Origin of the sequence: Mycobacterium sp. URHB0044 (assembly GCF_000620625.1) — a bacterium.
GTDB lineage: Bacteria > Actinomycetota > Actinomycetes > Mycobacteriales > Mycobacteriaceae > Mycobacterium.
The window spans coordinates 654,953-679,551 of record NZ_JIAW01000001.1 but is presented as its reverse complement, the minus strand read 5'-3'; the positions used below and the strand labels follow the sequence as shown (position 1 = coordinate 679,551).

The 24,599-nt window shown below is 66.2% G+C and carries 27 protein-coding genes; 12 read left to right on the top strand and 15 right to left on the bottom strand.

Features of this window, described 5'->3' with window-relative positions; genetic code table 11:
* Nucleotides 1–3: 3 nt before the first annotated feature.
* Genes N536_RS0103310 through N536_RS0103290 form a run of 5 tightly spaced genes read left to right on the top strand, consistent with a single transcriptional unit; the run spans nucleotide 4 to nucleotide 5,580 of the window.
* Complete coding sequence (locus N536_RS0103310) at nucleotides 4–951, top strand: carbohydrate ABC transporter permease (protein WP_231514393.1); 948 nt, start codon at nucleotides 4–6, stop codon at nucleotides 949–951.
* Nucleotides 948–1,772 (top strand): carbohydrate ABC transporter permease, encoded by an 825-nt coding sequence (locus N536_RS0103305; RefSeq protein ID WP_029112296.1) that lies wholly within the window; start codon nucleotides 948–950, stop codon nucleotides 1,770–1,772. The genes N536_RS0103310 and N536_RS0103305 overlap by 4 nt, the downstream gene beginning before the upstream one ends.
* A gap of 35 nt (nucleotides 1,773–1,807) precedes the next feature.
* Nucleotides 1,808–2,878 carry an ABC transporter ATP-binding protein gene (locus N536_RS0103300; RefSeq protein WP_029112295.1) on the top strand — a complete coding sequence of 357 codons (1,071 nt, stop codon included), beginning with the start codon at nucleotides 1,808–1,810 and terminating at the stop codon, nucleotides 2,876–2,878.
* A 54-nt stretch (nucleotides 2,879–2,932) separates the two neighbouring features.
* Nucleotides 2,933–4,195, top strand: coding sequence for a threonine/serine exporter ThrE family protein (locus tag N536_RS37330; RefSeq protein WP_051574197.1), 1,263 nt, complete (start codon nucleotides 2,933–2,935; stop codon nucleotides 4,193–4,195).
* A complete protein-coding gene (locus N536_RS0103290) occupies nucleotides 4,195–5,580 on the top strand; it encodes an FAD-binding oxidoreductase (protein ID WP_036435048.1) in 1,386 nt (461 codons plus the stop codon). Before N536_RS37330 ends, N536_RS0103290 begins: the two co-directional genes overlap by 1 nt.
* A 28-nt stretch (nucleotides 5,581–5,608) precedes the next feature.
* Here N536_RS0103290 and N536_RS0103285 read toward each other — a convergent pair whose 3' ends face one another.
* The 12 genes from N536_RS0103285 to N536_RS0103230 form a co-directional block, all read right to left on the bottom strand.
* Nucleotides 5,609–6,760, bottom strand: coding sequence for a GGDEF domain-containing protein (locus N536_RS0103285; protein ID WP_231514392.1), 1,152 nt, complete (start codon nucleotides 6,758–6,760; stop codon nucleotides 5,609–5,611).
* A 109-nt stretch (nucleotides 6,761–6,869) separates the two neighbouring features.
* Entirely contained in the window at nucleotides 6,870–7,253 is a 384-nt protein-coding gene (locus N536_RS0103280) for a type II toxin-antitoxin system death-on-curing family toxin (RefSeq protein ID WP_029112292.1), read from the bottom strand.
* On the bottom strand, nucleotides 7,250–7,456 hold the full coding sequence (locus tag N536_RS0103275) for a hypothetical protein (protein ID WP_029112291.1): 207 nt from the start codon (nucleotides 7,454–7,456) through the stop codon (nucleotides 7,250–7,252). The genes N536_RS0103280 and N536_RS0103275 overlap by 4 nt, the downstream gene beginning before the upstream one ends.
* Nucleotides 7,457–7,523: 67 nt before the next feature.
* On the bottom strand, nucleotides 7,524–8,960 hold the full coding sequence (locus N536_RS0103270) for a short-chain fatty acid transporter (protein WP_029112290.1): 1,437 nt from the start codon (nucleotides 8,958–8,960) through the stop codon (nucleotides 7,524–7,526).
* A gap of 119 nt (nucleotides 8,961–9,079) precedes the next feature.
* Entirely contained in the window at nucleotides 9,080–9,562 is a 483-nt protein-coding gene (locus N536_RS40610) for a hypothetical protein (RefSeq protein ID WP_051574195.1), read from the bottom strand.
* A 2-nt stretch (nucleotides 9,563–9,564) separates the two neighbouring features.
* Complete coding sequence (locus N536_RS0103260) at nucleotides 9,565–10,122, bottom strand: cysteine hydrolase family protein (RefSeq protein WP_036435046.1); 558 nt, start codon at nucleotides 10,120–10,122, stop codon at nucleotides 9,565–9,567.
* Between the two features lie 30 nt (nucleotides 10,123–10,152).
* Nucleotides 10,153–11,196 (bottom strand): LLM class flavin-dependent oxidoreductase, encoded by a 1,044-nt coding sequence (locus N536_RS0103255; RefSeq protein ID WP_029112288.1) that lies wholly within the window; start codon nucleotides 11,194–11,196, stop codon nucleotides 10,153–10,155.
* Nucleotides 11,193–11,429 carry a tautomerase family protein gene (locus tag N536_RS0103250; protein ID WP_029112287.1) on the bottom strand — a complete coding sequence of 79 codons (237 nt, stop codon included), beginning with the start codon at nucleotides 11,427–11,429 and terminating at the stop codon, nucleotides 11,193–11,195. The genes N536_RS0103255 and N536_RS0103250 overlap by 4 nt, the downstream gene beginning before the upstream one ends.
* A gap of 2 nt (nucleotides 11,430–11,431) precedes the next feature.
* Nucleotides 11,432–12,919 (bottom strand): aldehyde dehydrogenase, encoded by a 1,488-nt coding sequence (locus N536_RS0103245; protein WP_029112286.1) that lies wholly within the window; start codon nucleotides 12,917–12,919, stop codon nucleotides 11,432–11,434.
* Nucleotides 12,912–13,643 carry an alpha/beta fold hydrolase gene (locus tag N536_RS0103240; protein WP_029112285.1) on the bottom strand — a complete coding sequence of 244 codons (732 nt, stop codon included), beginning with the start codon at nucleotides 13,641–13,643 and terminating at the stop codon, nucleotides 12,912–12,914. Before N536_RS0103240 ends, N536_RS0103245 begins: the two co-directional genes overlap by 8 nt.
* A gap of 24 nt (nucleotides 13,644–13,667) precedes the next feature.
* On the bottom strand, nucleotides 13,668–14,219 hold the full coding sequence (locus N536_RS0103235) for an amino acid synthesis family protein (RefSeq protein ID WP_029112284.1): 552 nt from the start codon (nucleotides 14,217–14,219) through the stop codon (nucleotides 13,668–13,670).
* Nucleotides 14,216–14,836: an amino acid synthesis family protein gene (locus tag N536_RS0103230; protein WP_029112283.1), complete on the bottom strand. Its 621-nt coding sequence runs from the start codon at nucleotides 14,834–14,836 to the stop codon at nucleotides 14,216–14,218. Before N536_RS0103230 ends, N536_RS0103235 begins: the two co-directional genes overlap by 4 nt.
* Nucleotides 14,837–15,110: 274 nt before the next feature.
* Between N536_RS0103230 and N536_RS37320 the strand changes: the two genes are divergently transcribed.
* The 5 genes from N536_RS37320 to N536_RS0103205 all read left to right on the top strand — a co-directional run bounded on the left by N536_RS37320 (nucleotide 15,111) and on the right by N536_RS0103205 (nucleotide 19,333).
* A complete protein-coding gene (locus N536_RS37320; protein WP_051574194.1) occupies nucleotides 15,111–16,616 on the top strand; it encodes a cytosine permease in 1,506 nt (501 codons plus the stop codon).
* Nucleotides 16,617–16,628: 12 nt separating this feature from the next.
* Nucleotides 16,629–17,057, top strand: a complete 429-nt coding sequence (locus tag N536_RS0103220; protein WP_029112282.1) for an ester cyclase — start codon at nucleotides 16,629–16,631, stop codon at nucleotides 17,055–17,057.
* A gap of 5 nt (nucleotides 17,058–17,062) precedes the next feature.
* Nucleotides 17,063–17,572 carry a flavin reductase family protein gene (locus N536_RS0103215; protein WP_029112281.1) on the top strand — a complete coding sequence of 170 codons (510 nt, stop codon included), beginning with the start codon at nucleotides 17,063–17,065 and terminating at the stop codon, nucleotides 17,570–17,572.
* A gap of 36 nt (nucleotides 17,573–17,608) precedes the next feature.
* Nucleotides 17,609–18,304 carry a GntR family transcriptional regulator gene (locus N536_RS0103210; RefSeq protein WP_029112280.1) on the top strand — a complete coding sequence of 232 codons (696 nt, stop codon included), beginning with the start codon at nucleotides 17,609–17,611 and terminating at the stop codon, nucleotides 18,302–18,304.
* Nucleotides 18,305–18,418: 114 nt separating this feature from the next.
* Entirely contained in the window at nucleotides 18,419–19,333 is a 915-nt protein-coding gene (locus N536_RS0103205; protein ID WP_029112279.1) for a serine hydrolase, read from the top strand.
* 27 nt (nucleotides 19,334–19,360) lie between these two features.
* Here the strand turns inward: N536_RS0103205 and N536_RS0103200 are convergent, their stop codons facing one another.
* Nucleotides 19,361–19,780, bottom strand: coding sequence for an ester cyclase (locus N536_RS0103200; RefSeq protein WP_029112278.1), 420 nt, complete (start codon nucleotides 19,778–19,780; stop codon nucleotides 19,361–19,363).
* A 58-nt stretch (nucleotides 19,781–19,838) separates the two neighbouring features.
* Here N536_RS0103200 and N536_RS0103195 point away from each other — a divergent pair, with 58 nt between their 5' ends.
* Both N536_RS0103195 and N536_RS43415 read left to right on the top strand, forming a co-directional pair.
* A complete protein-coding gene (locus N536_RS0103195) occupies nucleotides 19,839–20,387 on the top strand; it encodes a PadR family transcriptional regulator (RefSeq protein ID WP_029112277.1) in 549 nt (182 codons plus the stop codon).
* Between the two features lie 242 nt (nucleotides 20,388–20,629).
* Nucleotides 20,630–22,078 carry a hypothetical protein gene (locus tag N536_RS43415; protein ID WP_155948391.1) on the top strand — a complete coding sequence of 483 codons (1,449 nt, stop codon included), beginning with the start codon at nucleotides 20,630–20,632 and terminating at the stop codon, nucleotides 22,076–22,078.
* Between the two features lie 4 nt (nucleotides 22,079–22,082).
* On the opposite strand, the gene N536_RS37310 is transcribed toward N536_RS43415, so the two are convergent.
* Nucleotides 22,083–22,712, bottom strand: a complete 630-nt coding sequence (locus tag N536_RS37310) for a DUF3159 domain-containing protein (RefSeq protein ID WP_051574191.1) — start codon at nucleotides 22,710–22,712, stop codon at nucleotides 22,083–22,085.
* On the bottom strand, nucleotides 22,709–24,589 hold the full coding sequence (locus tag N536_RS0103180; protein WP_029112276.1) for a S9 family peptidase: 1,881 nt from the start codon (nucleotides 24,587–24,589) through the stop codon (nucleotides 22,709–22,711). Before N536_RS0103180 ends, N536_RS37310 begins: the two co-directional genes overlap by 4 nt.
* Nucleotides 24,590–24,599: the final 10 nt, after the last annotated feature.

Below are 24,599 nucleotides of genomic sequence, written 5' to 3'. Positions count from 1 at the left end.
CTCGTGACGCTGCACCATCCCGAGCAGCGGGTGACCGCCGAGCCGCCTGCGGGTGCGCCAGCGGTGGTCGTTCGCAGCCGACCGGCCCGCCGCTCGGCGAAGGCGTATCTCTATGTGGCGCCGGCGTTCCTGGTCTTTGCGGCGTTCCTAGGCGCTCCGGTGTTGCAGACCGTGCAGTACTCGTTCTACGACTGGGACGGCATGGGCAGCTCGACCGTCGCCGGCCTGAGAAACTACGTCGCCGTGTTCACCGACGAACGGCTGCGGGACTCGTTCTTGCACGCCGGGGTGCTGATGCTGTTCTACGCGGCGGCACCGGTCCTCATCGCGCTGTTCCTCAGCGCGCTCATCTCCCGGGCGCATGCGATGAAGTCCATGTCGTTCTTCCGGACGGTCCTGTTCCTCCCGCAGGTCATCGCGACCGTCGTGATCGCGACGATCTGGATCTCGATCTACTCCCAGGACGGCCTGCTCAACCAGACCCTGCGCCTGCTCGGACTCGAATCGATCAGCCGCGTGTGGCTGGGCGACCACACCTTCGCCCTGGTCGCCATCGGTCTGGTCGGCACGTGGCTCAACATCGGCCTGTGCCTCGTGCTCTTCCTGTCCGGCATCGGCAACATCGCACCCGAACTCTTCGAGGCCGCACGCCTCGACGGGGCCGGGCGGGCAAGGGAATTCATCGCGATCACCCTGCCGTCGTTGCGCGGTCAGATCGCCGTCGCGTTGACGCTGACGGTGGTGTCCGCACTGAAGACCTTCGACCTCGTCTTCATCACCACCCGCGGCGGGCCGGGCAATGCGACGACGGTGCCGGCCTTCGAGGCTTACAACCGGGCCTTCAACACCGGCCAGGTCGGGCTGGCCTCGGCCATCGCCGTGGTGCTGACGATCGTGATCGTGGTGCTGACGGTGTCGATCAGTCGTATCGCCCCGAGGGAGTCCGAGTGAAGATCTCCCGAGCCGAGAGGGTCGTCAACCAGCTGATCCTGGCCGTCTTCGCGGCGTTCGCGGTGGTTCCACTGCTGGGCGTGCTGTTGTCGTCGGTGACCCCGGCCAATCAGAACTCCGGCGGGTTCGCGATCCCGGACGCCGTCGACCTGGGCAACTACGGGAAGGCGTGGAGCCGCGGCAACTTCAGCAGCTACCTCTTCTCGAGCGTGCTCGTCACCGCCGCGGTGGTGCTCCTCAGCGTCGTCTTGGCCACCTTCGCCGGGTACGCGTTTGCGCGCATGCGGTTTCGCGGTTCCTCGGTGCTGTTCTATCTGCTTCTGGTCGGACTGACCCTGCCGACGGAGGCGTTCATCATCCCGCTGTACTTCAACATGCGGACGATCGGACTCACCGACACGTACTGGGCGCTGATCCTGCCGCAGACCGCGCAGTCGCTCGCCTTCGCGGTCTTCTGGATGCGCAACCAGTTTCGTGGCTTCCCCGGCGAAGTCATCGAGGCGGCGCGTCTCGACGGCTGCAGCGACCTTCGGCTGCTGTGGAGGGTCGTCGTACCGCCGTCCCTGGCACCCATGATGACGATGGCCGTCGTCATCACGATGTGGACGTGGAACGAGTTCCTGCTGCCGCTGGTGATGGTGGTCTCGGACGATCGGCGCACCGCCCCATTGGGATTGGCGCTGTTTCAGGGTCAACACCTCACCGACTACTCGTTGCTGGCCGCTGCCGGTGTGATGGTCGCACTGCCCATCGCCGTGCTCTTCTTCGCGCTGCAGAAGCGCTTCATCAACGGCATGGTCGGCGGCATCTCGTCGCGCTGACCGCGTTCCCACCACGACGTACAGGAGCAAATCCCATGGCTGCCATCAGATTCGAGGAGGCCCAGCACTGGTATCCGAATGCGCCGACGGCCGCGGTGGCCGGAATGGACCTCGACATCGCCGACGGCGAGTTCATGGTGCTGGTCGGTCCCTCCGGCTGCGGCAAGTCGACGACGCTGCGGATGTTGGCCGGTCTCGAAGAGCTCACCGCAGGCTCCATTTACCTTGGTGACAGGGATATCTCGACGACGGCCCCCAAGGACCGCGACATCGCGATGGTGTTCCAGAACTACGCGCTCTACCCCCATATGACCGTGGGCGGCAACATGGAGTTCTGCCTCAAGAACGCAGGCATGTCCCGCGACGAACGCAAGCGCCGGGTGGCTTCCGCCGCGAAGACGCTCGGCCTCACCGACTACCTGGACCGCAAGCCCAAGGCGCTGTCGGGTGGCCAGCGGCAACGCGTCGCGATGGGCCGGGCCATCGTGCGCAACCCACAGGTCTTCTGCATGGACGAGCCGCTGTCCAACCTCGACGCCAAGATGCGCGTGCAAACCCGCACCGACGTTGCCAAGCTGCAACGCGACCTCGGCGTCACCACCGTCTACGTCACCCACGATCAGACCGAGGCCATGACGATGGGCGACCGTGTCGGCGTGATGAAAGACGGTGTGCTGCAGCAGGTTGGCGCGCCGATGGACCTCTACGATCGGCCGGAGAATGTCTTCGTCGCCGGATTCATCGGGTCACCGGCGATGAAGTTCCTCGACGCGCAACTCAGTGGTGCCGCGGTGACCGTCGGCGGGCACGAGATGGCGGTGCACCGGTCCGGCGGCGGGGACGGTCCCGTCGTCATCGGGGTGCGCCCGGAGGGCTGGCGGCTGACCACCGCCGGCGACGGCATAGCGGTCACCGTCGGGGTGGTCGAGACTCTCGGGGCCGACGCCTACCTCTACGGCACCGCAAAGATGGACGCCGGCGACGCCGACGTCATCGCCCGCATCGGCAGCCGCGAGCACGTCGGCACGGGCGACACCGTGCACGTCACGGCGGACGCTCACACCATTCACCTGTTCGATTCGGTGACCGGCGCGCGGATCAACTGACGTCCGCTCACGAACCCCGCTCCGGCCTCTGCCCCGACCTGGCAGAGTGACGCCGTGTCCGAAGACGACGACGCCGTCCGCGCCTTGCTGGCCTACCTGGGCGCCGCGATGGTGGCCACGGGGCAGCCGGTCAGTGACGTGGAGGACGAGCTCGCCGAGGTGAGCGCCGCGCTGGGCTACCCCGATGTCCAGATCGCCGCATCGCCGACCGGCGTCTTCGTGAACCTGGCCAGCGGCGCCCCGGCCACGTTCGAGTCGGTCACGGGCGGACTGCGTCTCGACCAGGCCGCGGAGGTCCGCGCGATCCGTCATCGGCTATCGCAGCGTGCGTTGACGGTGGCACAGGCCACCGAGGAGTTGCTCGACCTGCGCCACCGTCCGCCCCGCTATCCGCAGTGGATGGCCAACCTCGGCTGGATCGCGATCGCCGCGGGAATCGCTCTGATCCTGCAGCCCGGTGGCCCCAACGTTGCCTTCGCCGCCGTTGGGGCCGTCGTGGTGGTCGCCCTCGTCCGGCTGGGGCAGAGGTTCGGCCTGATCGCCACCCTGCTGCCCACGCTTGCGGCCTTCGTTCTGGCGTGCGGGGTGTTCGCAGCCGCCAACGCCGATCTGCTGGACGGACCACTGCGCACTCTGCTGCCGCCGTTGGCGGTGCTGCTGCCCGGCGCGTTGATCGTCACGGCGATGTCCGAGCTGGCCGCCGGCGACATGGTGGCAGGAACGTCACGGCTGACCTTCGGACTGGTCCAGCTGCTGCTGTTCACCCTGGGCATCGTCGCCGCCAGTCACGTAATCACCGTGCCGGCAGCGGAATTGACCAATCTGCGCGTCGACACACTCGGCTGGTGGGCCGCACCGTTGGGGCTGATTCTGATCAGCCTCGGGATCGGCGTCCTCGAGAGTCCGCCGATCCGGTTGCTGCCGTGGATCACCGTGGTGTTGGTCCTCGCCTTCGCCGCCCAGAGTTTCGGGCAACACGTCGGTGGCGCGGCGCTCGGCAGCTTCCTCGGCGCCGTCGCCGCCACCCTCGGGTCCTCGCTCGTCGAGGCCGTGCGCCCGAATCTGCCGCGGTTGGTGGTCTTCCTGCCGGCCTTCTGGCTGCTCGTCCCGGGCAGCCTCGGTCTGCTTTCCACCACCGCGCTGGTCACCAGTCCCGGCGGTGGTGGGGCGAACGCGTTCGGCGTGGTGACGGTGGTCTTTGCCATCGCGGTCGGGTTGTTGGTCGGTGCGGCGATTGCACGGTCCCTCGGTGGTGCTCTCCACAGACTGCGGCGCGGGTACCCGCTGCGCGGACGCGGTCGGGGCATGCTGCGCTGATGGATGCCGCCGAGACCGTCGTCGACGACCTGCTTGCCGCGCTGCCGCAGGGACGGGTGATCGTCGACGCCGACGTCGCCCGTGGCCTCAGCCGAGATCAGGCGGCCGGGGCTCCGGCCGGCGAGCCGGCAGCCGTCGTACGTGCCCGCAGCACCGAAGAGGTCCGTCGGGTGGTCGAGATCTGCCTGCGCCACCGCACCCCGGTCGTGGCCCGCGGAGCGGGGACCGGCCTGTCCGGTGGCGCAAACGCCATCGACGGCTGCGTGGTGTTGTCCCTGGAGGCGATGTCGAAGATCCTCGAGATCAACCCGTTGGAGCGGCTGGCGGTGGTCCAACCGGGCGTGGTCAACGACGACCTTCGCGCGGCAGTGGCGGAGCACGGGTTGTGGTACCCACCCGATCCCGCCAGCTCGCCGTGGTCGACGCTCGGTGGCAACGTCGCCACGAACGCAGGTGGGGTGTGTTGCGTCAAGTACGGCGTCACCGGTGAGTACGTGCTCGAACTCGAGATGGTGACCGGTTCGGCGGAAGTGGTGCGCATCGGGCGCAGGACCGCCAAGGGCGTCGCCGGCTACGACCTCGTCGGCCTGATGGTCGGGTCCGAGGGCACATTGGGCATCGTCACCGAGATCACGGTCCGCCTCCGCAGCCTGCCTGGCGCGCCCATCACGGTCGCGGGCTTCTTCCCGTCGCTGGTGGCTGCTGGTACCGCGGTGCGCGCGGTCGGGGCAGCGGGCATAACCCCGTCGGCATTGGAGCTGATGGACCGGTATTGCCTTCGTGCGGTGGACGATTGGAAGCACATGGGCCTGACGGACGCGGGAGACGTGCTACTGCTCGCTCGGGTCGATGACCCAGAGCCCACCGGCGGCGCACTCGCCGACGCCATCGTCGAGCACTTCCGGGCCAGCGGCGCGAACTGGGCCGAACGGTCGAGCGACCCCGACGAAGGCGACGCCCTGTTCGCGGCCCGCCGGTTGGCCTACCCGGCGCTCGAACGGTTGGGACCGGTGATCACCGAGGACGTGTGCGTCCCCAAGGAGCAGGTCCCGGAGATGCTGGCCCGCATCGAGGCACTGGCGCTGCAACACGGCGTTCGGATCGCCAACGTCGCGCACGCCGGCGACGGCAACCTGCACCCTCTGATCATCGGACCCACGGATGACGACGCCGACCTGTGGCGGCGGATTCACGCGGCCTTCGACGGCATCCTCGACGCCGCCTTGTCCTTTGGCGGCACCATCACCGGCGAGCACGGTGTCGGCCTGCTCAAGCGTGGAGGCCTGGTGAACGAATTGTCGCCGACGGTGCTGGGACTGCACCGGGCGATCAAGGATGCACTCGATCCTGCGGGAATCCTCAACCCCGGCAAGATCTTCGAGTAGCTATTACCCCGCGCTGGGCGGGCGGATCTCAGTCGTCGGAATCGGCAGCCCGTAAGTGGATCGTCGAATTTCCGCCGAGGCGTTTCGCCTCGAACATCGCGAGATCGGCGCGCCCGATGACCGCGTCCAACAGTGCAGCGGAATCAGCCTCCGGCGCGGCCAACTCGGTCAGGGCCACACTCGTGACGCCCACGCTGGCGGTGACCGAAGGTCGATCAGCCGGTGCAGCGACCGCAGACCGCACCCGCTCGGTGATGTGTTCTGCGTGGCCTGGTTCAGCGAGGTCCACGACCACGAATTCCTCCCCGCCGACCCGAGCCACCAACGCGTTGCTGCGAACGGCGGACCGAATTCGCCGTGCGCTGCGAATCAGGACTTCATCACCGACGGCGTGACCGAAGGCGTCGTTGATGCCCTTGAACCGATCCAGGTCGACGACCATCACCACCACGTGCTCGTCCTCGGAACTTCCGTCGCGCACCAGGTCACCGACATGCAGGTACAGCCCCCGTCGGTTCAGCAAGCCGGTCAGCGGATCCGTGACCGAGTCGTTGGCGTCGTTGCGCAGAATCCAGATCCCGAATTGGATGCCCAGCGGCGCCGCGGCGCCGCCCGCCGCCACCAGCAACACCTTGACTGCCAAGCCGACCCCGCCAAATTCTGCACCGCCGACCTGGACAGCGTGGGCCGTCGTCGTCACCAGTATCCATAGCGTGTGCACGGCTAGGACTTTCGGCCCGTCGAAGAACATCAGGTAGATGCCAATAAGCCCAAACGCGTTGAGCCCGAAGAGTCCTGTCAGCCAGCCCGTGTCGTGCAGGGCCACCGCGGCGATTCCGATATCGCACGAAACGACGAACCCGATCGACCAGCTACGCGAGGGCCACGGTCGCCAACACCATATGACGGCCCAAAAGATCGTCAAGGCGGCAAACATCGTCACGACGAGGCGAGAAGCGAAGCCGCTCGAACTGGTGAAGGGCAGCTCCAGCGCTAGCAAAACAACGGCAACGAGGGCAGTCCCACCGCCGATCAATACTTTGAGGGGACTAGCCAGCGATCTCTTGGTGAAATACTGTACCTGCGCCGCATAGTCGACCGGCTCATTCCACCAGTCACGGACAAGGCTGGTCAACACAACAAAGTTTCGCGAAAACCCCGGCAAACGACACCCCAGCAATTAGTACAACTCGACTCCCTTGGTGATCAATCTAACCCCGGATTGGACTAGGCCAGAGCAGCAAAATGACGGAGGCACGATGGCCGCTCACGAATTCACGCGACGCAACTCATCCCTCCTCGTAGCTCCACGACAGTAGCTGCGCAGCGATCTTGTCGAGTTCGGCCTCCGACCCGGTGGCGACGCGGATTACGAAGTCGAATCGTTCGTCTTCCGGTGCGCTGATCCATTGACCGTTGATGGCCAAAAATGTTCGGCAGGCTGTCCATGCGAGTCGCTTGTTTCCGTCCACCAGCGCGTGGTTGCGTGCCAGGGAGTGCAGCAGCGCAGCGGCTTTGAGGTGCAGTTCAGGGTAGGCATCCTGGCCGAACACGGAAGCTCGAGGCCGGGCCAGGGCAGATTCGAGTAAGCCGTAGTCGCCGACCGAGACGTCCTCTGCAACGGCGACACGAGCGATTTCGAGTAGGTCGTCGAGATCCAGGTACTCGGTCACGCGTCCTTGAGGCGCTCCAGAACGCCAGCCTCCTCGCGCACAACGCGCTGCAGCGCATCGGCAACCTTGGCCTTGTGCGCCCGCCGGGCGATGTATTCGTCGATCGCCGACAGCGCCACAGCCTGCATCGACCGCCCCTCGGCAGCGGCCTGCCGGCGCAACGCTTCTGCCTGCTGGTCTGTGGTACGCAGCGTCATTCCCATGGCGTCATGATACCACTGTGATACCACGTCTTCGCCTGCGTACGGGAGAGCGCCCGGCTCCCTCCGCCTACGGTGTCGCGGGCACGACAGGGGGAACGAAGTCGAACGTCATTCCGAGTAACCACACCAACGCCAGGACCACCGGTAGGTGGAAGATGAACTGCAAGAACGTAAATCCCACCAGATCGCGGGCCCGGAGTCCGAGCACCGCCAGCAGCGGCAGCATGAAGAACGGGTTGATCAGATTCGGCAGCGCTTCGGCCACGTTGTAGATCTGGACCGTCCAACCGAGATTCATCTGGACGTCGGTGGCCGATTGCATGACGTAGGGGGCCTCGACCAACCACTTGCCGCCGCCCGATGGAATGAAGACACCCAACACGACGGTGTAGATGGCGATGACGACCGCGAACGCCCCGCCGCCAACACTGGTGAACAGGTGCACGAGCTGATCCGAAACCGTGTGCCCACCAGTGCCTTTCGCCTTGGTGAGGATCGCCGCCATGGCGGCATACAGCGGGAACTGAACGAGGATGCCGCCCGTAGCCGGGACGGCTTTGGCGACGGCTTGCAAGAACTTCCGTGGTGTCCCGTGCAGCACCAATCCGAGGATGAGGAAGACCAGCAGATATCCGTTGAGGCTGCTGACGACGGTCAAGACCGGTTTCGTGAGCAGCTGGGAGATCAGCCAGCCCAACGTCATCAGGGCCGCCACGACGGGCAGGACGCGACTGTACTCGAGCCACTCCCCCGGCCGCGCGCGTGGCGGCACCTCCTCGCTCTGGTCATCCAGGTCCACGTCCAGATCCTCGGCGGTCCTGATGGCCGCGCCCCTTGGTGCTGAGAAGTGCGCGATCACCACGGTGAGCGCGATGATGACCGCGCACATCGACAGGGACTGCCACGTGAAGATTGTTTTGCCGAAGTCGAGGACGCCGGTGATCTTCAACAATGTGTCGGGCAGCGAGCTGGCGGTCGCCTGAAGCTGTGCGGCCGACGAGGACAACCCCAGGGCCCACACCGCGCCGAGCCCCATGAACGCCGCGGCACCGAGAGCGCGATAGTCCACCCGCAGATCGGTCCGACGTGCGATGGCCCGGGCCAGCAGTCCGCCGAAGACCAGACTCAGTCCCCAATTCAGGAAGGAGACCGACATGGACAGGAACGCAACGAGACTCACCGCACTGCGCGCCGACTGTGGCACGGTGGCGAGGCGATCGATCAGCCGGGCCACCGGCGGGGACGTGGCGACGACGTATCCGGTCAGCACCACCATGGCCATCTGGAGCGTGAAGGCGGTCAGATCCCAGAAGCCGTTGCCGAACGCATCCACGACCGCTTGCGGAGACGACCCGTTGGCTAGCGCGGCGACGGAGACGAGGACGACACCCGCGAGGGCGACGACATAGGCGTCCGGAAACCACTTCTCCGTCCAGCCCGCCAGCGACTGAGCGACCCGCGCCAACCCCTTCTCGGAGCGAGAATCTTCGGTGGCAGTGGTCATTCGGCGTTCCCCTTGTCTCCGCTCCCGGTGTACCTCGCGAGCGGGGATTCGCGATCGCGTGCGGCTCCGGACCCAACAAACCTAAGGGGGCCTGGCTCCGGTAGTAAAGCGCAGCGCTATCAGGCAGTGAGTGCCTGGAGCACTTCGTTGATCGAATCCTCCGAGCAAGCAGGGAACTGCGCTGACCGCAACGTGACACCGTCCGCAATGCCAAGGCGATGCAGATCATCGATGAAACCTGCCAGCCCATGGGGTGTGCCGACATAACGCACAGCGGGCTCTCCACTCGCCGTGGTGGACCCGATTCGTTCGGCAGCGTGCAACGCCTTGCGTACGTCGCGGTCGACGGTCGCTTCGACGTCGACGAAGATCGTGCAGGACGAACTGCCGGCGTTCGCGCGCAGAGCAGCCGACTGCCGTCGCGCGTCACCAAGATCCTTGGCGCGGATCCGGTGAAAGCAGTCCGGCAGCGGGACCACGCTCAGCGCGGACACATGGGTCTGCGGGAGATCTTCGCGCAGAAAGACATGCAGCACGTCGACCGGCCCGCACACCCTGACGCGGTCACTGAAGGCGGCGTGGTTCGCCGATGGATGGGACATGTTCACTCCTTGGTGATATCGCGTCGCACCTGCTCGACGGCGGTGATCTCGACGAGGGGACCGAACAACGCCATGGCTTCCAACGCCCGTTCGTGGTCTTCGTCGCTGATGCCGGCGCATGCGTCGGCGACCACCCGCACGTGTACACCGGAGTCAGCGGCGGCCAGGGCAGTGGCCAGGACACAGCAATCGGTCGACACACCGGTGAGCACCATCTCGTGGCTACCGCGCATCGCCGAAGCCAACGCCGGTCCCCACTTTCCGAACGTCGTCATACAGACCGCAGCCTCGGCGTGGCGGCTGAACTCTGGTGTCAGTTCATACAGCGGGTCGTCGTCTGGAACCAACGCGAAGGGCCACCGCTGGTAGTACTCGACCCATGCGCCCGTAGGCTCGCGCGGCGAGACGAATCGGGTGAACACCGCGCGATCGTCGAAGAGCGGCAACAACTCCCGGATTCCGCTGGCCGCCTGGGCGTACCGTGGCGCGAACCACCCGCTGTCGGGTCGGCTGAACACGTCTTGCATGTCTATCGCGACGAGATACGCCTCATCGGTCATTTCGATCTCCTGGGCCGGGCGAGGGTAGACCTACTGAAACGTCGGAGCCACTTCCTTGATGAAGAGTTCGAGTGACTTCCGCTTCTCTTCGTGCGGCAGGCTGTTGTCGCACCAGAAGCTGAATTCGTCGACGCCGAGTTCCTCGTAGTGCTTCAGACGTGCGATGACTTCGTCGGGTGTACCGATCATGGCCGTGCGGTGCAGGGAGTCGAGTTCGAACTCCGGGCGTCCTTCGAACTTGGATTCGGGGCTGGGGGCGAGGAAGCCGTCGACCGGGGTGGTCTTGTTGCCGAACCACGCGTCGAAGGTCCGGTAGAACTTGGAGATTGCCGCGGCGGCGGGGCGCCAACCGTCGGAGTCATCAGCAGAGTGAACATGGGTGTGGCGCAGCACCATTAGTTGTGGGCGAGCGACCTCGGGATGGTTGGCCACCGCGGTTTCGAACTTCTGCTGCAGGTCGGCCACCTCTTCGTCGCCCTTCATCAGAGGGGTGACCATGACGTTGCATCCGGACCGGACCGCGAAGTCGTGTGAGTCGGGGTCGCGAGCGGCAATCCACATCGGCGGCATCGGCTGTTGGATGGGCTTGGGGACGCTCGTCGAGGTGGGGAACTGCCAGATCTCGCCGTCGTGCGCGTAGTCGCCTTGCCAGAGCTTGCGCACCGCCGGTACCAACTCCCGCAAGTACTTTCCGCCGTCGCTGGCAGGCAGGCCGCCGGCCATCCGGTCGAACTCGAACTGGTAGGCGCCCCTGGCCAGACCGACTTCCATGCGCCCGTTGCTGATGACGTCGAGCAGTGCGCACTCGCCGGCGGCACGGATCGGATTCCAGAACGGGGCAATGATGGTTCCTGCACCGAGCCGGATGGTGGACGTCTGACCTGCGAGATAGGCGAGCAGGGGCATCGGGCTCGGCGAGATGGTGTACTCCATGCCGTGGTGCTCGCCGATCCATACCGTGCTGAAGCCGCCGGCTTCGGCCATCTGCGTCAGCTCGGTGAGGTTCTCGAACAGCTGGCGATGGCTGACCTGTTCGTCCCAGCGTTCCATGTGTACGAACAATGAAAATCTCATGATTCCTCCTCGGTACCAGATGCTTTCGGGTCTGAGCCGTGCCGAGACTGCATCTCGGACAGCGTGACGTCGCCTGTGGCCCAGTGCGTCCGAGGCACTTCGCGCACGATGACACGGATGTACTCGGGCCTGGTGTCGATGGTGCGCAGTACGGCTTCGTGGACTTCGTGGATCATGGTGCGGATCTGCTGCTCTGAACGTCCCTGAGCCAGGGAGACTTCGATGAGTGGCATGGTCAGCTCCGCATCACGAAGGGATCGGGTACCGGTCCCTCGTCGGTGTTGATCCAGACGCTCTTGAGCCTGGTGTATTCCTTGATGGTTTCGGTGCCGTGTTCGACACCGACTCCGCTGCTCTTGAAGCCTTGGCGCGGCGACATGGGCGACATCGCCCGGTAGGTGTTGACCCACACCGTGCCCGCCTCCAACTTCGATGCAACCCGGTGTGCGCGAGCTAGATTCGACGTCCACACGCCGGCAGCAAGTCCGTACTCGGTGTCGTTGGCCAGGCGTATGACCTCGTCTTCGCTGTCGAAGGGCATGACGGCCGCGACGGGCCCGAAGATCTCCTCGCGCACGACCCGCATGTCGTTGTCGACGTCGACGAGCACGGTGGGCTCGTAGAAGTATCCGCCGAGGCCGGCGTCGCTGGTTCGGCCGCCGGTGAGCACGCGCGCCCCTTCGCTGCGGCCGATGTCCACGTACGAGGCGACCTTGTCGCGCTGGTCCTCGAATGCTAGTGGGCCCAATTCCGTTGTGTCGTCGAGCGGATCACCCATGCGGATGCTGCGTGCGCGCTCGGAGACGAGCTCGAGAAGCTCGTCGTAGACCGATCGGTGAGCGAAGACCCGGCTGCCGGCGATGCAGGTCTGTCCGGCGGCGGCGAAGATCCCTGCGATGACCCCGACCGCAGCGTTGGCCACGTCGGCGTCCTCGAAGACGATGTTCGGGGACTTGCCGCCCAGTTCGAGCGTGCATCCGATGAATCTGCCCGCCGCGGCAGCCGCGATGCGGGAGCCGGTGGCGGTACTTCCGGTGAAGGAGATCTTGGCCAGCAGGGGATGGTCCACCAAGGGCTGGCCGGCCTCGGCCCCGAATCCGGTGACGACGTTGACCGCGCCGGGCGGGAATCCGGCGTCGACCGCGAGCTCCGCGAGTCGCAGGACGGTGGCCGAGGTGTACTCCGAGGGCTTGATCACGACGGTGTTGCCTGCGCACAGGGCGGGGGCGAGCTTGCTGGTGGTCAGGGTGAGTGGAGAGTTCCACGGCGTGATCGCGCCCACCACACCGAGCGGCTCGCGGGAGGTGTAGTTGAGGACGCGCCGATCGGAGGTGGGGATCACGTCACCCTGGATCTTGTCCGCCAGCCCGGCGTAGTAGTAGAAGTACTCGGGCAGCGTTGTCAGCTGTCCGCGCATCTCCCGCAACAGCTTTCCGTTGTCCTGCGTCTCCGAGCGGGCAAGTTCCTCGGCATTCTCGGCGACCAGATCACCGAGTCTGCGCAAGAGGTGACCACGCTTGGTCTGACTCAGATCGCGCCAGCGCGGGTCGTCGAACGCCGACTGTGCCGCCAGGACGGCGCGGTCGACGTCCACGGCGTCACCACGGGCGGCCTCGTAGAGCACCTCGCGGGTCGCGGGGTTGGTGCTCTCGAAGTATTCGCCGGATGCCGGCGGGGTGGGCTTGCCGTCGATGAAGTGTCCCAACGTGCGGAGTTCAGACATGAGCACTCTCTTTGAGGAAGGCCGACACGCAGTCGACGAGTTCGCGGGGGCGTTGGATGGGAAGCATGTGCCGCGCACCGGGGATCACGACGCTGCGACAGCCGGGGATCGCGTCGGCGAGTCGCTGTGTCATCTCCGGGGTCGACCCGAGGTCGTCGGCGCCGGTGACGGCGAGTGCGGGGATGTCGATGCGCGGGAGTTCGGGTGCGATGTCCGCGTCGGCGGTGGCGAAGACGCGGTAGCAGGCCAGGAAGCTTGCCGGGTCGTTGGCGCGCAGCACCGCCTCGGTGCGGCGGACCTGCTCGTCCGGCACGGCGGTGCCCTCGAACCACCGTGCCAAGGAGGCCTTGGTGCTTGTGGCGGGATCGCTCTCGGCGATGCGAAGACGCTCGAGGACGGCGGTTCGCTCCGCCTCGGTCCGGCGGCACACCGAGCTGACCGAGGTCACCGTCGCCACGAGATCGGAACGGAAGCGGGCGAGGTGCTGGGCGACCAGCGCACCCAGCGAGAACCCGACCACGTGTGCACCCGGGTTGATCTGCTCGGCGACGTCGCCCGCCAAGTCCGCAAGCGTGACGCCGGCCGGGGCGGCCTGCCTTGCGCCGTGGCCTAGCAGATCGGGGGCGACGACGTCGACGTCAGCGGGTAACAGCGCCCTGACGGCGTCCCACATGGTGTGGTCGAGGCCCACGCCATGCAGGAGAACGAGCCGCGTTGTGGTCATCGGTGATCTGCCCCTCAGCCGATGCTATTGCTCGGTGCTCAGCGGGGCCAGCCGCTGTTGCGGCCGACCTTGCGCCGCGGCGGCGAGCGCAACGATGATCTCGTCAGGATGCGGTGCATCGGCGATGCGCACCTCGACCGTCTGGTGGTGCGACCGGATCGTCGCGTCGGTGATGTGCTTGAGCGGGATGTCGAACAACACGCCCGCTGGGCCCCGCTTCTCGACGGCGGGCAGCAGGGTCGTGGCATCGGCGGCCTTGCGGAAGTGATCGCCGAACTGCAGTGTGTGGATCAATCCGGAGCCGTGTTCGATCTCGCCGTTGAGTCCGACGATGGCCGCCTTGCCGTACGCCTCCACCGGCGCCTGCAGTGCCTCTATCACCTGCGGGGCCAGCAGCGCTCCGACGTCAGAGGCCGTTTCGCCGATGCCCGGAGCCAGGTCATCGACGAATCCCATTCCAGCCCAGGGGTTCTCGATCACTGCGGCGACGATGGCGACCCGCGCCGCGGGGTGAACCTCGCGGCCGCCCTCGGTTCGGATTTCTTCGACGATGGTGACGATCTTGCGGATCTTCATGAAAGGACGCTCTCCAGATCTCTTGAGGTGACTGCGGGGTCGGTGGTGCGGTCGCCGATGCGGGGATGTGGTCGTGGACCGGTCGACGCCGCGGCGACGATCACGATCTCGTCGGCGCGAGGAGCATCGGATACCCGTGTGGTGACGGTCTGATAGTGGCTGCGCGTCGCAGCGTGGGTCTTGTGCCACAGCGGCACGATCAGTGGCTCACCGGCTTCGGCGCGGGTGTCGGCGAAGCAGATGATCGACTCGCCTTCGAGGTATTCGCGCATCAGGTTGCCGAAGTACGGCGTGTGGATCAACGCGCCACCGTGCTCGATCTCCCCGCCGCTGCCGACGATGGCGGCCTTGCCGAACGCTTCGACGGCCTCCACTGCACCGAGTGCGCCGATGAGGCGATCAGTCAGCAGGCGGGCCAGGACGGGCGCGATCCGTGCGGCCTCCTCGGCCAGTTGGTGCGTCGGATCGCTTCCCGCCCAGGGGTTTCGAATCACCGCGGCCACACTCGCCTGACAGGCCGGCTGAGCTGGTTGGACGCCGGCCTCGGTGACGATGGATTCGCGGTAGACGACCACCTTGCGGAGACCGATCCCTGCTGCGGAATGCGCTTGTTGCATACAACAGACGATAGCTCGCCCCACGTCTGCCGGTCAAGAAACCGGATCGCTGAACTGGGCCTCGGAGCGGTCAACAGCGGCATCGATGCAGCTAGCCGGTTTACGCAACGGAAACAACCGCCCCTGGAGGCGGTCGCTCTGCCGCAGAAGCAACGTATTTTGGATCACTCATTGACATCGGGTATGAGGAAGATTACTTTTCTGTTGCATGCCAGAGGCACTTGCTTCCCCAGCTGGCGCGGCCCAGGCCAAACAGATCGATCAAAGGAATCCGATGACTCTTGATCCAGCACGCAGCCCGGATGGCTCAGCCGCGCCGGACTTGCGCTACCGCGACAAGGTGGCGGCCGTCGAGCCCTACGGCGTCGACGCCATCCCCGACTCCGAGCGCCATGGCAAGGCGATCTCCCAGTTCTTCATCTGGTTCGCGGCGGGAATGAACTTCCCGATCATGGTGCTGGGGTTCCTGGCAGTGAGTTATGGCCTGTCATTGACAGCCTCGGTCACCGCGATCGTCGCCGGCTCGTTGGTCGGATCGGTCGTGATGGGTGTGCTGTCCCGCATGGGCGGCCGGCTTGGTGTCGCTCAGCAGATTCAGGCCCGTGGCCCGCTGGGATTCTTCGGCAACTTCCTGCCGGTCGCGTACGTCAACATCTTCGCCGGAATTGGTTGGGCTGCAGTCACCGTCATCCTCGGCGGCCAAGCGCTGGCCGCCCTGGTACCGGCCATTCCGTACTGGCTCGGCACCGCCGTGCTGGTGCTGATTCAGCTCGTCGTCGCAGTGTACGGCTACAACATGATCCACTACCTCGAGCGGATCCTCGCCGTGGTGCTGTTCTTCGGCTTCCTGATGATCACCGTCGTTTCGGTAAGCCGCGGCTGGCAGGGTGGTTTCGTCACGAACCCGCATGCCGACTACTGGATCGGCGGGGTGGGTGGCTGGATCACGTTCGCGGGATTCTTCCTGTCGTTCCTCATCGCGTGGTGGCCGTTCGCCTCTGACTACTCGCGCTATCTGCCCGACGAAGACGGCGTCAATCGGGCGTCCGGGATCTGGACCTTCGCCGGCAACTTCTTGTCGTTGTCATGGCTCGGCATCGCCGGCGCCCTGCTGGGAAGCTCGGCGGCCACCGGTGAAAGCCCCATCGACGCGCTGTACCGGCTGACCGGACCATTTCACGTGGCAGCGCTGCTCGTGGTTCTCGTCTCGTCGTTCTCACAGAACTTCTTGAACGTCTACGGCGGCGCCATCTCGGTACAGACGCTCCGGATACCGGTGAGCAGGCGCACGGCCGTCATCCTGATCTGCGCCGCCGCCTACGCCATCAGCCTATGGGCCGACGAGGGCTTCGAAGACAAGTTCAAGACGTTCCTCTTCGTCGGGGCGTACCTGATCGCACCGTTTGGCGCAGTGCTGTTGCTCGACTACGTATTTGGGCACAGGCACGACCGGGCTCGGATCGCCGAACTCTACGATTCTCGGCGCATCCTGGAGTGGGGCTTCGTCGCCTGGTTGGTCGGCACCTTGGCGTCGATGCTGTTCTGGAATCTGTCGATCTTCGTCGGCCCCATCGCCGAGGCACACCCCGAATGGGGTGACCTGTCGTACTTCGTCGGATTCGGCGTCGCAGCGGTGGTCTACCTGCTCACCTACCGACTTCCGCCACTGTGGCACAGCAAGGCACCCGTGTTCGGCAACGAGAAGACCACGACAGCCCCGATCGCACCCACGCCTCCGGTGGGCCTTGCGGTCAGCCCCGTCGGCGCGACTGAGAACTGAAGGGAGACAGTCATGTCCACCACCACCGACAATCGAACCCGGATCGAGCACGCTTGGCTGGCCGCGTGGGACCTCGGCGAAGTCGAAGCGCTCGACACGCTGCTGAGTCCCGACTACCGGCGGATCAGCGGCACCGGCGAGGGCCAGAGCCTGGCCGAGTTCAAGGCTTCGATAGTGACGACCCGGGCAGCCTTTCCGGACCTGAAGACCATCATCGACGAGCTCGTGGTCGACGGTGATCGTGCCGCCGTTCGTTGGCACAGCAGCGGCACCCACCGCCACTCGTTCCTGGGCGTTCCACCGACCAATCGTGAAATCATCGTCAGTGGTGCAACATTCGCCCACTTCGACGGGGATCGCATCGCGAAGGAATACGTCACCTGGGATCCACGCGCCTTACTGACTGCCCTCGGGATCTTGACCATTGGTCAGGACCACTGAACGCCATGACGCAGAGGGCTCTCGTGCCAGAACTCCCCGACCTGGACACGATGAAGGCAGTCAACCGCCAGTTCGTCAGCGGTGTCACCGTCGTCACCGCGATGGACCAGGACACACCCCGCGGTCTGGCCGTCAATGCGTTCTCGAGTGTGTCGTTGGCCCCACCGACCGTGATGGTCGCCGTCCAACACACGTCGTCAACGCACGATTGCCTATTCGCCGCCACCCACTTGGCGATCAACATCCTCTCCAGCGAGCAGCTCGACGTCGTCAACCGGTTCGCAACCAAGTCAGATGACAAGTTCGCCGGTCTCGACTGGGAGCGCGGACCATTCGGAAGTCCGTTGCTCGCACGCAGCGCCGCCCGGATGGAGGTCGAGATCCGGGAGAGACTGCGGGCCAGCACACACACGGTGTTCCTCGGCCGAGTCGTCCACGCCGACGTCAGTGAACGATCAGCGATGGTCTACAGCGCGGGTAAGTTCTTCGATGGCGGCGCGCTCACGCCGCTGTGACCGCGGACGAGCCTAGCTCTCAGGAGGAAATCGACGGTGACAGGCACCAACGGATCGCGTAACGGATCCGTTCAGGCACGGTTGATTGCCGAGGTCCGTCGACGCATCATCATGGGCGAGATCCAGCCGGGGGTCAACATCTCCGAGCTCGCGCTCGCCGAAGAATTCGGCGTCAGCAGAACGCCGGTTCGTGAGACGTTCAAGCAGCTGCAGACCGAGGGTCTGATCGAAATCCGGCCGCGGGTGGGCACTTTCGTGACCACTCCCTCGCGTCGCGAGATCATCGAGCTCTTCGAGATGAAGGAGCTTCTCGAAGGCGCGGCCGCGCGACTACTCGCGCAGCGGGGACGAGTGCCCGAGATCGACCAGCTCGAGGAGAACCTGCGCCAAGCCGACCAAGCGGTGGCAGCCGACGATCGCGCCCGCTACGCCGATCTGGTCGAGGAGTTTCACGACCTGTTGATTCGAGGCGCCGACAACAGCAAACTCGAGGCGCACTACCGGATGCTGATGAACCAGCTCGCGTACTCCCGCCTGGTCAACACGTCGCTGAGTCAGCCTGGTCGACCCCTGCAGTCCGACCGCGAGCATCACGACGTCCTCGAACTCATCATCGACAAGGACGGGGACAGCGCCGAGCGAGTGATGCGCGAACACGTCCGTGCCAGCCGACAGGCATTGTTGGCGGGCCTCAGTTCGCAGCCGGCCACAGACACGCGCTCCAACCGCTGAGGACGAAACGTCCGGCGACCCGGTGCACTCTGCGCCAGCCGATTAGGCTGGGCGTATCCAGGGGCGCAGCGGGTACCCGGCTGCCCTGGTTCAAGATCTGCTTGGAGGAGACGTATGCGGCGGCTGATTACGGGAATGGCGGTCGTCTGTGTGGCGCTGCTCGTAAACGGTTGTGAGGCACAGGTCTGGGGTGCTCCGCCGACCGCTGAGACCACCACGCAAGCACCAATCGCCGCCCCGCAGGCCTCGCTTCCCGTGCTGCCCGAAGCCCCACCCGACCAGCCGGCGGCCTCATTCGACGGACTCGACGCCCGCGTCCGTCAGGCCACCGCCGACGCGGCCAAGTCTGGCGCCAACATCGAGACCGTCGTGTTGGACCGCGACACCGGCCAGATCATCTCCAACGGCAACACCAAACCCTTCCCGATCGCGTCCGTGGCGAAGCTGTTCATCGCCGACGATCTGCTGCTGCAGCAGTCCCAGGGCAAGACGACGCTGTCCCCCGCCGATCGCGCGTCACTCGACGTCATGCTGCGCTCGTCCGACGACAGCGCAGCCCAGATGTTCTGGAACCGCGGCGGTGGAAATGCCATCCTCGCCCGCGTCAAGGCGCGGTACGGGTTGCCGGGCACCACGGCGCCCTCGAACAGCCATTGGGACGTCACCACAAGCACCGCAAGCGATCTCGTCCAGTACTACCGCATGCTGTTGGACGGCACTGGCGGCCTGCCACCCGAACAGGCCGCCGTCATCCTCGGCGACCTCGCGCAGTCCACACCGACGGGCACCGATGGGTACCCGCAGCGGTTCGGCATCCCCGAGGGGCTCTATGCCGAGCCGGTCGCGGTCAAGCAGGGCTGGTTCTGCTGCTGGAGCGGCGCGAACCAGTTGCACGTGTCGACCGGCGTGATCGGACCCGATCGCCGCTACGTGATGGCGATCAGCTCCCTGGAGCCCGACGGCGCTGCCGCTGCCCGCGACACCGTCACGCAGGCCGTCAAGACGATGTTCCCGGGCGGGAAGATCTGACGGGAATCGCAAGGGTAGCTTCCAACTTCACGGAGTTGGCACGGCGCCGATTTGTTGCATGATCCCGAGCAGATCGGGCTGGCCTCGCTCGTTGACGATCTTGCCGTCCGCCAGGTGATAGAAGTTGAGAGCCTGCACCGAGATCTCGTTGCCGGTCGGCGGGATTCCGAAGAAGTCACCTTGATGTGTGCCGCGCATGGTGAATCGTGCGGCGATCCTATTGCCTTCGGCGATTGTCTCTTCCACGGTCCAGTGGATGTCAGGAAACCCGTTGCGCAAGACGGCAAGTAGTTCCAAGTAGCCGCCGGGTCCACGCAGCGGTTCGGCATGTGTCGGTGCGTAGAACACTGCGTCCGAGGCGATGACCTGGCCGGCAAGTTGCTCGTCCGCTGTGTTGATGAACTCGACGAATCGCTTCATCACTGCTTCGGAGGATTCCAATGGCATTCGTCCAAGGTAGCATCGAATCGATGTGCACCTCGATTCGATGTGATCAGGAGGCGACGTGCTGGAGTTAGCGATCCTGGGCTTTCTGAACGAGGGCCCACTGGCAGGGCACGAGTTGCGTCGGCGCGTGTCCCAGCTGACTGGTTACACGCGGCCCGTCAGCGATGGCAGCCTGTATCCGGCGATCACCCGACTCGCCAAGGCCGGCCTGCTAGAGCGGCGAGCGGACACGGACGCAGGCCCGGGTCGGTACGTGCTAACCGCGACAGAGGCGGGCCGCGCCGACCTACTCGAGCGGCTACGTCACCCCGCGCAGCACGAGATCACTGACTTCGCCCGATTCTTCGTCGTTCTGACGTTCCTGTCCGAGTTGCCCGAGGTCTCCGACCAGCACGCCGTACTACGCCGACGGCTGGCGTTCCTGGAGGAGCCGGCGAGTTTCTTCTACGACGGCGATCGGCCGCTGCATGCCGAGGACGTCGCTGATCCGTACAGGCGCGGCATGCTGATGACCGCCCGCGCCATCAGCAGCGCCGAACGACGCTGGCTACGGGAAGCCCTCGGTGACGACCCGCCCGGGAACACCGCGGACGATCCGGTGAGGTAGCGAACTCCTGGCGATGGCTCGGCCTTCCGCAGGATTCTGCTCGGTTTTCAAGACGTTGCCGTCGCAAGCAAATACTCTTTTGCTGGCCTTTCTCCACCCCCTCCAGCAGAGGTCCCCTCATGTCTCGTTTGGTTCGCTCGTCCGTCACCGCCGGGGTTGCCCTCGCTGGGGCTGCGTTTTGGCTCACCGCGCTATCGGAGGCGCCTGCGGCTCATGCCTCGCCGGGCATTGCGGTGATATCGATGGACGCTCCGTTGGCGCCACCCTTGGCCGACCTGACCAAGTGCGCAAACGATCCGCTGTGCGTGTTCGCCGGAGACAGCGTCCCGCCAAAGCTGGCCGCCGCCTTGGTCATTCCGGTTTCCAATCCGGCGATCAACCTGGTCGGTCCTGCGGTCGATCCCATCTCCGCACTGATCGGTGTGTTCATCAGCAACGGCACGGCCGAGCATCCCAACGCCGGGCTTCTGATCGGCAACGGTTACCAGGGTGGAGCCGGGCAGACCGGTGGCAATGGCGGGCTGCTGATCGGCAACGGCGGGGGCGGCGGCGCAGGCGTCGTCGGCATCAACGGTGGGGCCGGTGGGAGCGGCGGCAGCGCCGGGTTGTTCGGCAACGGCGGCAGCGGCGGTGTGGGCGCATCCGCGACCGTCGCCGGACAGGCCGGCGGCAACGGCGGCCGAGGCGGAAATGGTGGGCTGCTGTTCGGCAACGGTGGAGCCGGCGGAGCGGGTGGAGCAGGCGCACTCGGGACCAACGGCACCAACGCGCCCACGGTGCCCGACACGGCAACCCCCAACCCCGGTGTCCCCGACTTTCCGAACGGCCAGCCCGCCAAAATCGGGGAAGGCGAGCAAATCGGCGATGCGGGCGGCCAGGGGACCAGCGGCGTGGGTAGCCAGAACGGGGCAGACGGCGGCCACGGCCAAACCGGCGCCAATCTCGGCGGCATCGGCAATCCGCTCGGACAAGGCGGTAGCGGGGGTGACGGCGGCACCGGTGGTGGTACCGCAGGCAACGGCGGCAACGGCGGAGCCGGCGGGAGCGGATACGGCAACGTCACGGGCGTGGGCGGTTCCGGTGGAGACGGCGGCAACGGCGTTGCCCCAGGAACCAACGGCGGCAACGGCGGGGGCGGCGGAGACACCTCCGGAGGCAGTGTGGCCGTCGGCGGCAATGGCGGTGCCGGCGGGAACGGTGCCGACGGCGCATCGGGGACTGGTGGCGGTGCGGGCGGCGCCGGTGGAGCGGGTGGGCGCGGAGGGCTGATCGGCGGCATCGGTGGCGCGGGCGGCTCAGGAGGCGAGGGCGCTCAGGGTGGCAGCGGTGCGACCGGCGGTAACGGCGGTAACGGCGGGAGCGGCGGTCCCGCCATCGGCACGATCGGAACTACCACCGGCGGTGACGGTGGGACCGGCGGAGCTGCGGGCGACGGCGGCGCCGGGGGTAGCGGCGGCAATGGTGGGACCGGTGGCACGGGCGGGGCTGGCGGACTGTTGGGCTCGACGGGAACTCACGGCTCTGGTGGCACGGGAGGCCTTGGTGGCAGCGGCGGCGGCGCGGGCATACCGGGCGCCGGCGGCAGCGGCGGGAGCGCCAGGTCCTTCGGCACGAACACGAACGGAACACCCGGCAGCACCGGGGCATCCGGCGAAGCGGGCAACACGGGAAGTGCGGGTACGGACGGCTGAAACGTCAGCCGTACTCGCTCGCGACGGCCCTTCGCCGCTCGGCCCGGCGGACCGCCCAGACGACGACCACGAGTGCCACCGCGCTTAGCGGATAGCCCATGGCGATCCGGGCAAACGCAAGCCATCCCGTGGCGTCCTCGCCATGCAGCCAGTTCTGCACCATGAATCGGGCCGCGAACACGGCCACCAGCGCGAGCGTCGCAATGTCGTAGCCCATCCGGGCGGACCGGTCCGCGCGCCAGGCCTGACCGGTCCCGCTCACTGCACCCCAGATGACACCCGCGAGCGGCCTACGCAGCAGAATCGATGCGAAGAACACCACCGCAAGAACGAAGCTCCCCCAAATGCCCACCAGGAAGTAATCTTTCGCGTCTCCGGTCTGGTAGGCGATGAACGCGGCGATCGCGACGCCCAACAGACCGGACAGCGCCGGCTGCATTGACTCCTTGCGCAGCAGCCGCAGCAGCGCGATACCTGCGCCGGTGCCCACGGCCAGTGCCACCGCGGTGTGAATTCCGGTCACGGCGTCGGCCACCGCCAAGACCACGCCGGGCAGGCTGGCATAGATCAGTCCCGGTATGCCTCCCGCCTGCTGCAGCGCGGTGGGCTTCCGTTCACGGACAACCTCTTTCATGCCCGCCCGCCAAGGTGCCGAGCGAGGAATCCCGAGATGGCGCGCCACATGTCGATCACGTTCTCCGGGTTCACCGCGCCATGGCCCTCGTCCGATTGGATGAGGTAGTCCACCTCGACGCCACGACCGCGGAGCGCGGTGACGAGGTTGTCGGATTCGGCCTGCACCACGCGCACGTCGTTGGCTCCTTGGATCACCATCAGCGGCGTCCGGATCTGGTCGACTCTCGTGATCGGCGAGCGGGCCACCATGTCGGCCAGTTGCTCGGGGTCGCTGGGGTCGCCGACGTACGCGTGCCAGTTGTTGGCCAGGTGCGGGCGGGCGACCGGCGGCAGGGTTCGCATGAAGTTCGCGAGATCGGAGATGCCGACGTAGTCGACGGCGGCGGCGAAGACGTCGGGTGTAAAGGTCACCCCGACCAGGGCGGCGTACCCGCCGTAGGAGCCGCCGAAGACGGCCACGCGGTCGGGGTCGGCGTAGCCCTGCTCCACTGCCCAGTCGACGCCGTCGATGAGGTCGTCGTGCATCTTGGCCGCGAACTCGCCGATCGCCGCCTTGAGGAAGGCCTTGCCGTATCCCACGGATCCGCGAAAGTTGACCTGTAACACCGCATATCCGCGGTTGGCCAGCAACTGCACCCCGGCATCGAAACCCCAGCTGTCGCGGTACCACGGCCCGCCATGCACGACGAGCACCAGCGGTAGCCCCTTCGGTTCCACCCCGACTGGCAGCGTCAGGTACGAGTGCAGCGCCAGTCCGTCGCGTGAGGTGATCGTGACCGGCCGCATGGTGGCCAGCTGCTCGGGATCGAGGTGCGGCAACGGCCGGAACAGCAGTCGACTCTCGCCGGTGGTGTGGTCGTACAGATAGGTGGCGCCGGGATCGCGGTCGTGATTGAACCCGACGACCCAGCGCAGCCCGGACTCGTCCGAGGAGAGTCGTCCGATGTCTCCGTCGGACAGCTTCTGCAGGTTGCTCAGGACGTCGCCGAACCGCGGGTCGACAGCCCGGATGACCTGGCGCTCACCGAAATAGCGGACGGCGAGCAACTCGCCGGTGCGCCGGTGCTGAATGAGCGGCGCAGGGACGATGGGGCTGACGAGCGCCCGGGGATCGATGTCGAGTTCTGGGTGGCTGTCGACTTCGGTCTCTTCGCCGGTGGTCAAGTCGACGCGTACCAGGCGGGTGCGGTCGGTGTCGCGGTTGGACCCCATCCACGCCCCAGTACCGTCGGGTGTGATGACCAGCGGGTGGATGCCCACGGGGTAGTCGCTGCCGTCGAACGTGACGATGGGCCGCAGGGTGCCGGCGGCGTCGTCCCACCGAGACAGCTCGAGGTCGCCGTCAGGGGTCAGCGAGGTGGCGAAGAGGTCTCCGCTGTCGCTGCACAACCAGCCGTTCACGTGTCCGGGATTGGTGGCTCGCAGGGTGAGATCGCCTGTGGCGATGTCGAGTTGGTGAACGTCGAGCAGGGCGGCGTCGCGGTTGTTGAGCATGACGGTCGTCGTGCCGTTCTTGACTTCGCGTAGGGGTGCGGCCATCGCACCTGGGAACGGTGTGAGGTCGACGGCGGCAGCATCGGGGTCGTCGAGGTCGACTCGATGGACGTGCCAGTTCTCGTCGCCGTTGGTGTCCTGGAGGTAGATCAGCCATCGCGGGTCGTCCGTCCACTCGAAGTGCAGGACACTGCGGTTGTCGTCGGCCGTCACGCATCTCGGCTCGTCGGCCTCGGACTCGAGGCCCTGGACCCAGACGTTGAGGCGATCCTTCCATGGTGCGAGGAAGGCGATCTTGGTGCCGTCCGGGGAGATCGTCGCGGCCGCGCGGGTCGGCGGGTTGAAGAAGTCCTCGACCGAGATCACGTCGGGTAGTGCCATGACAGTCCTT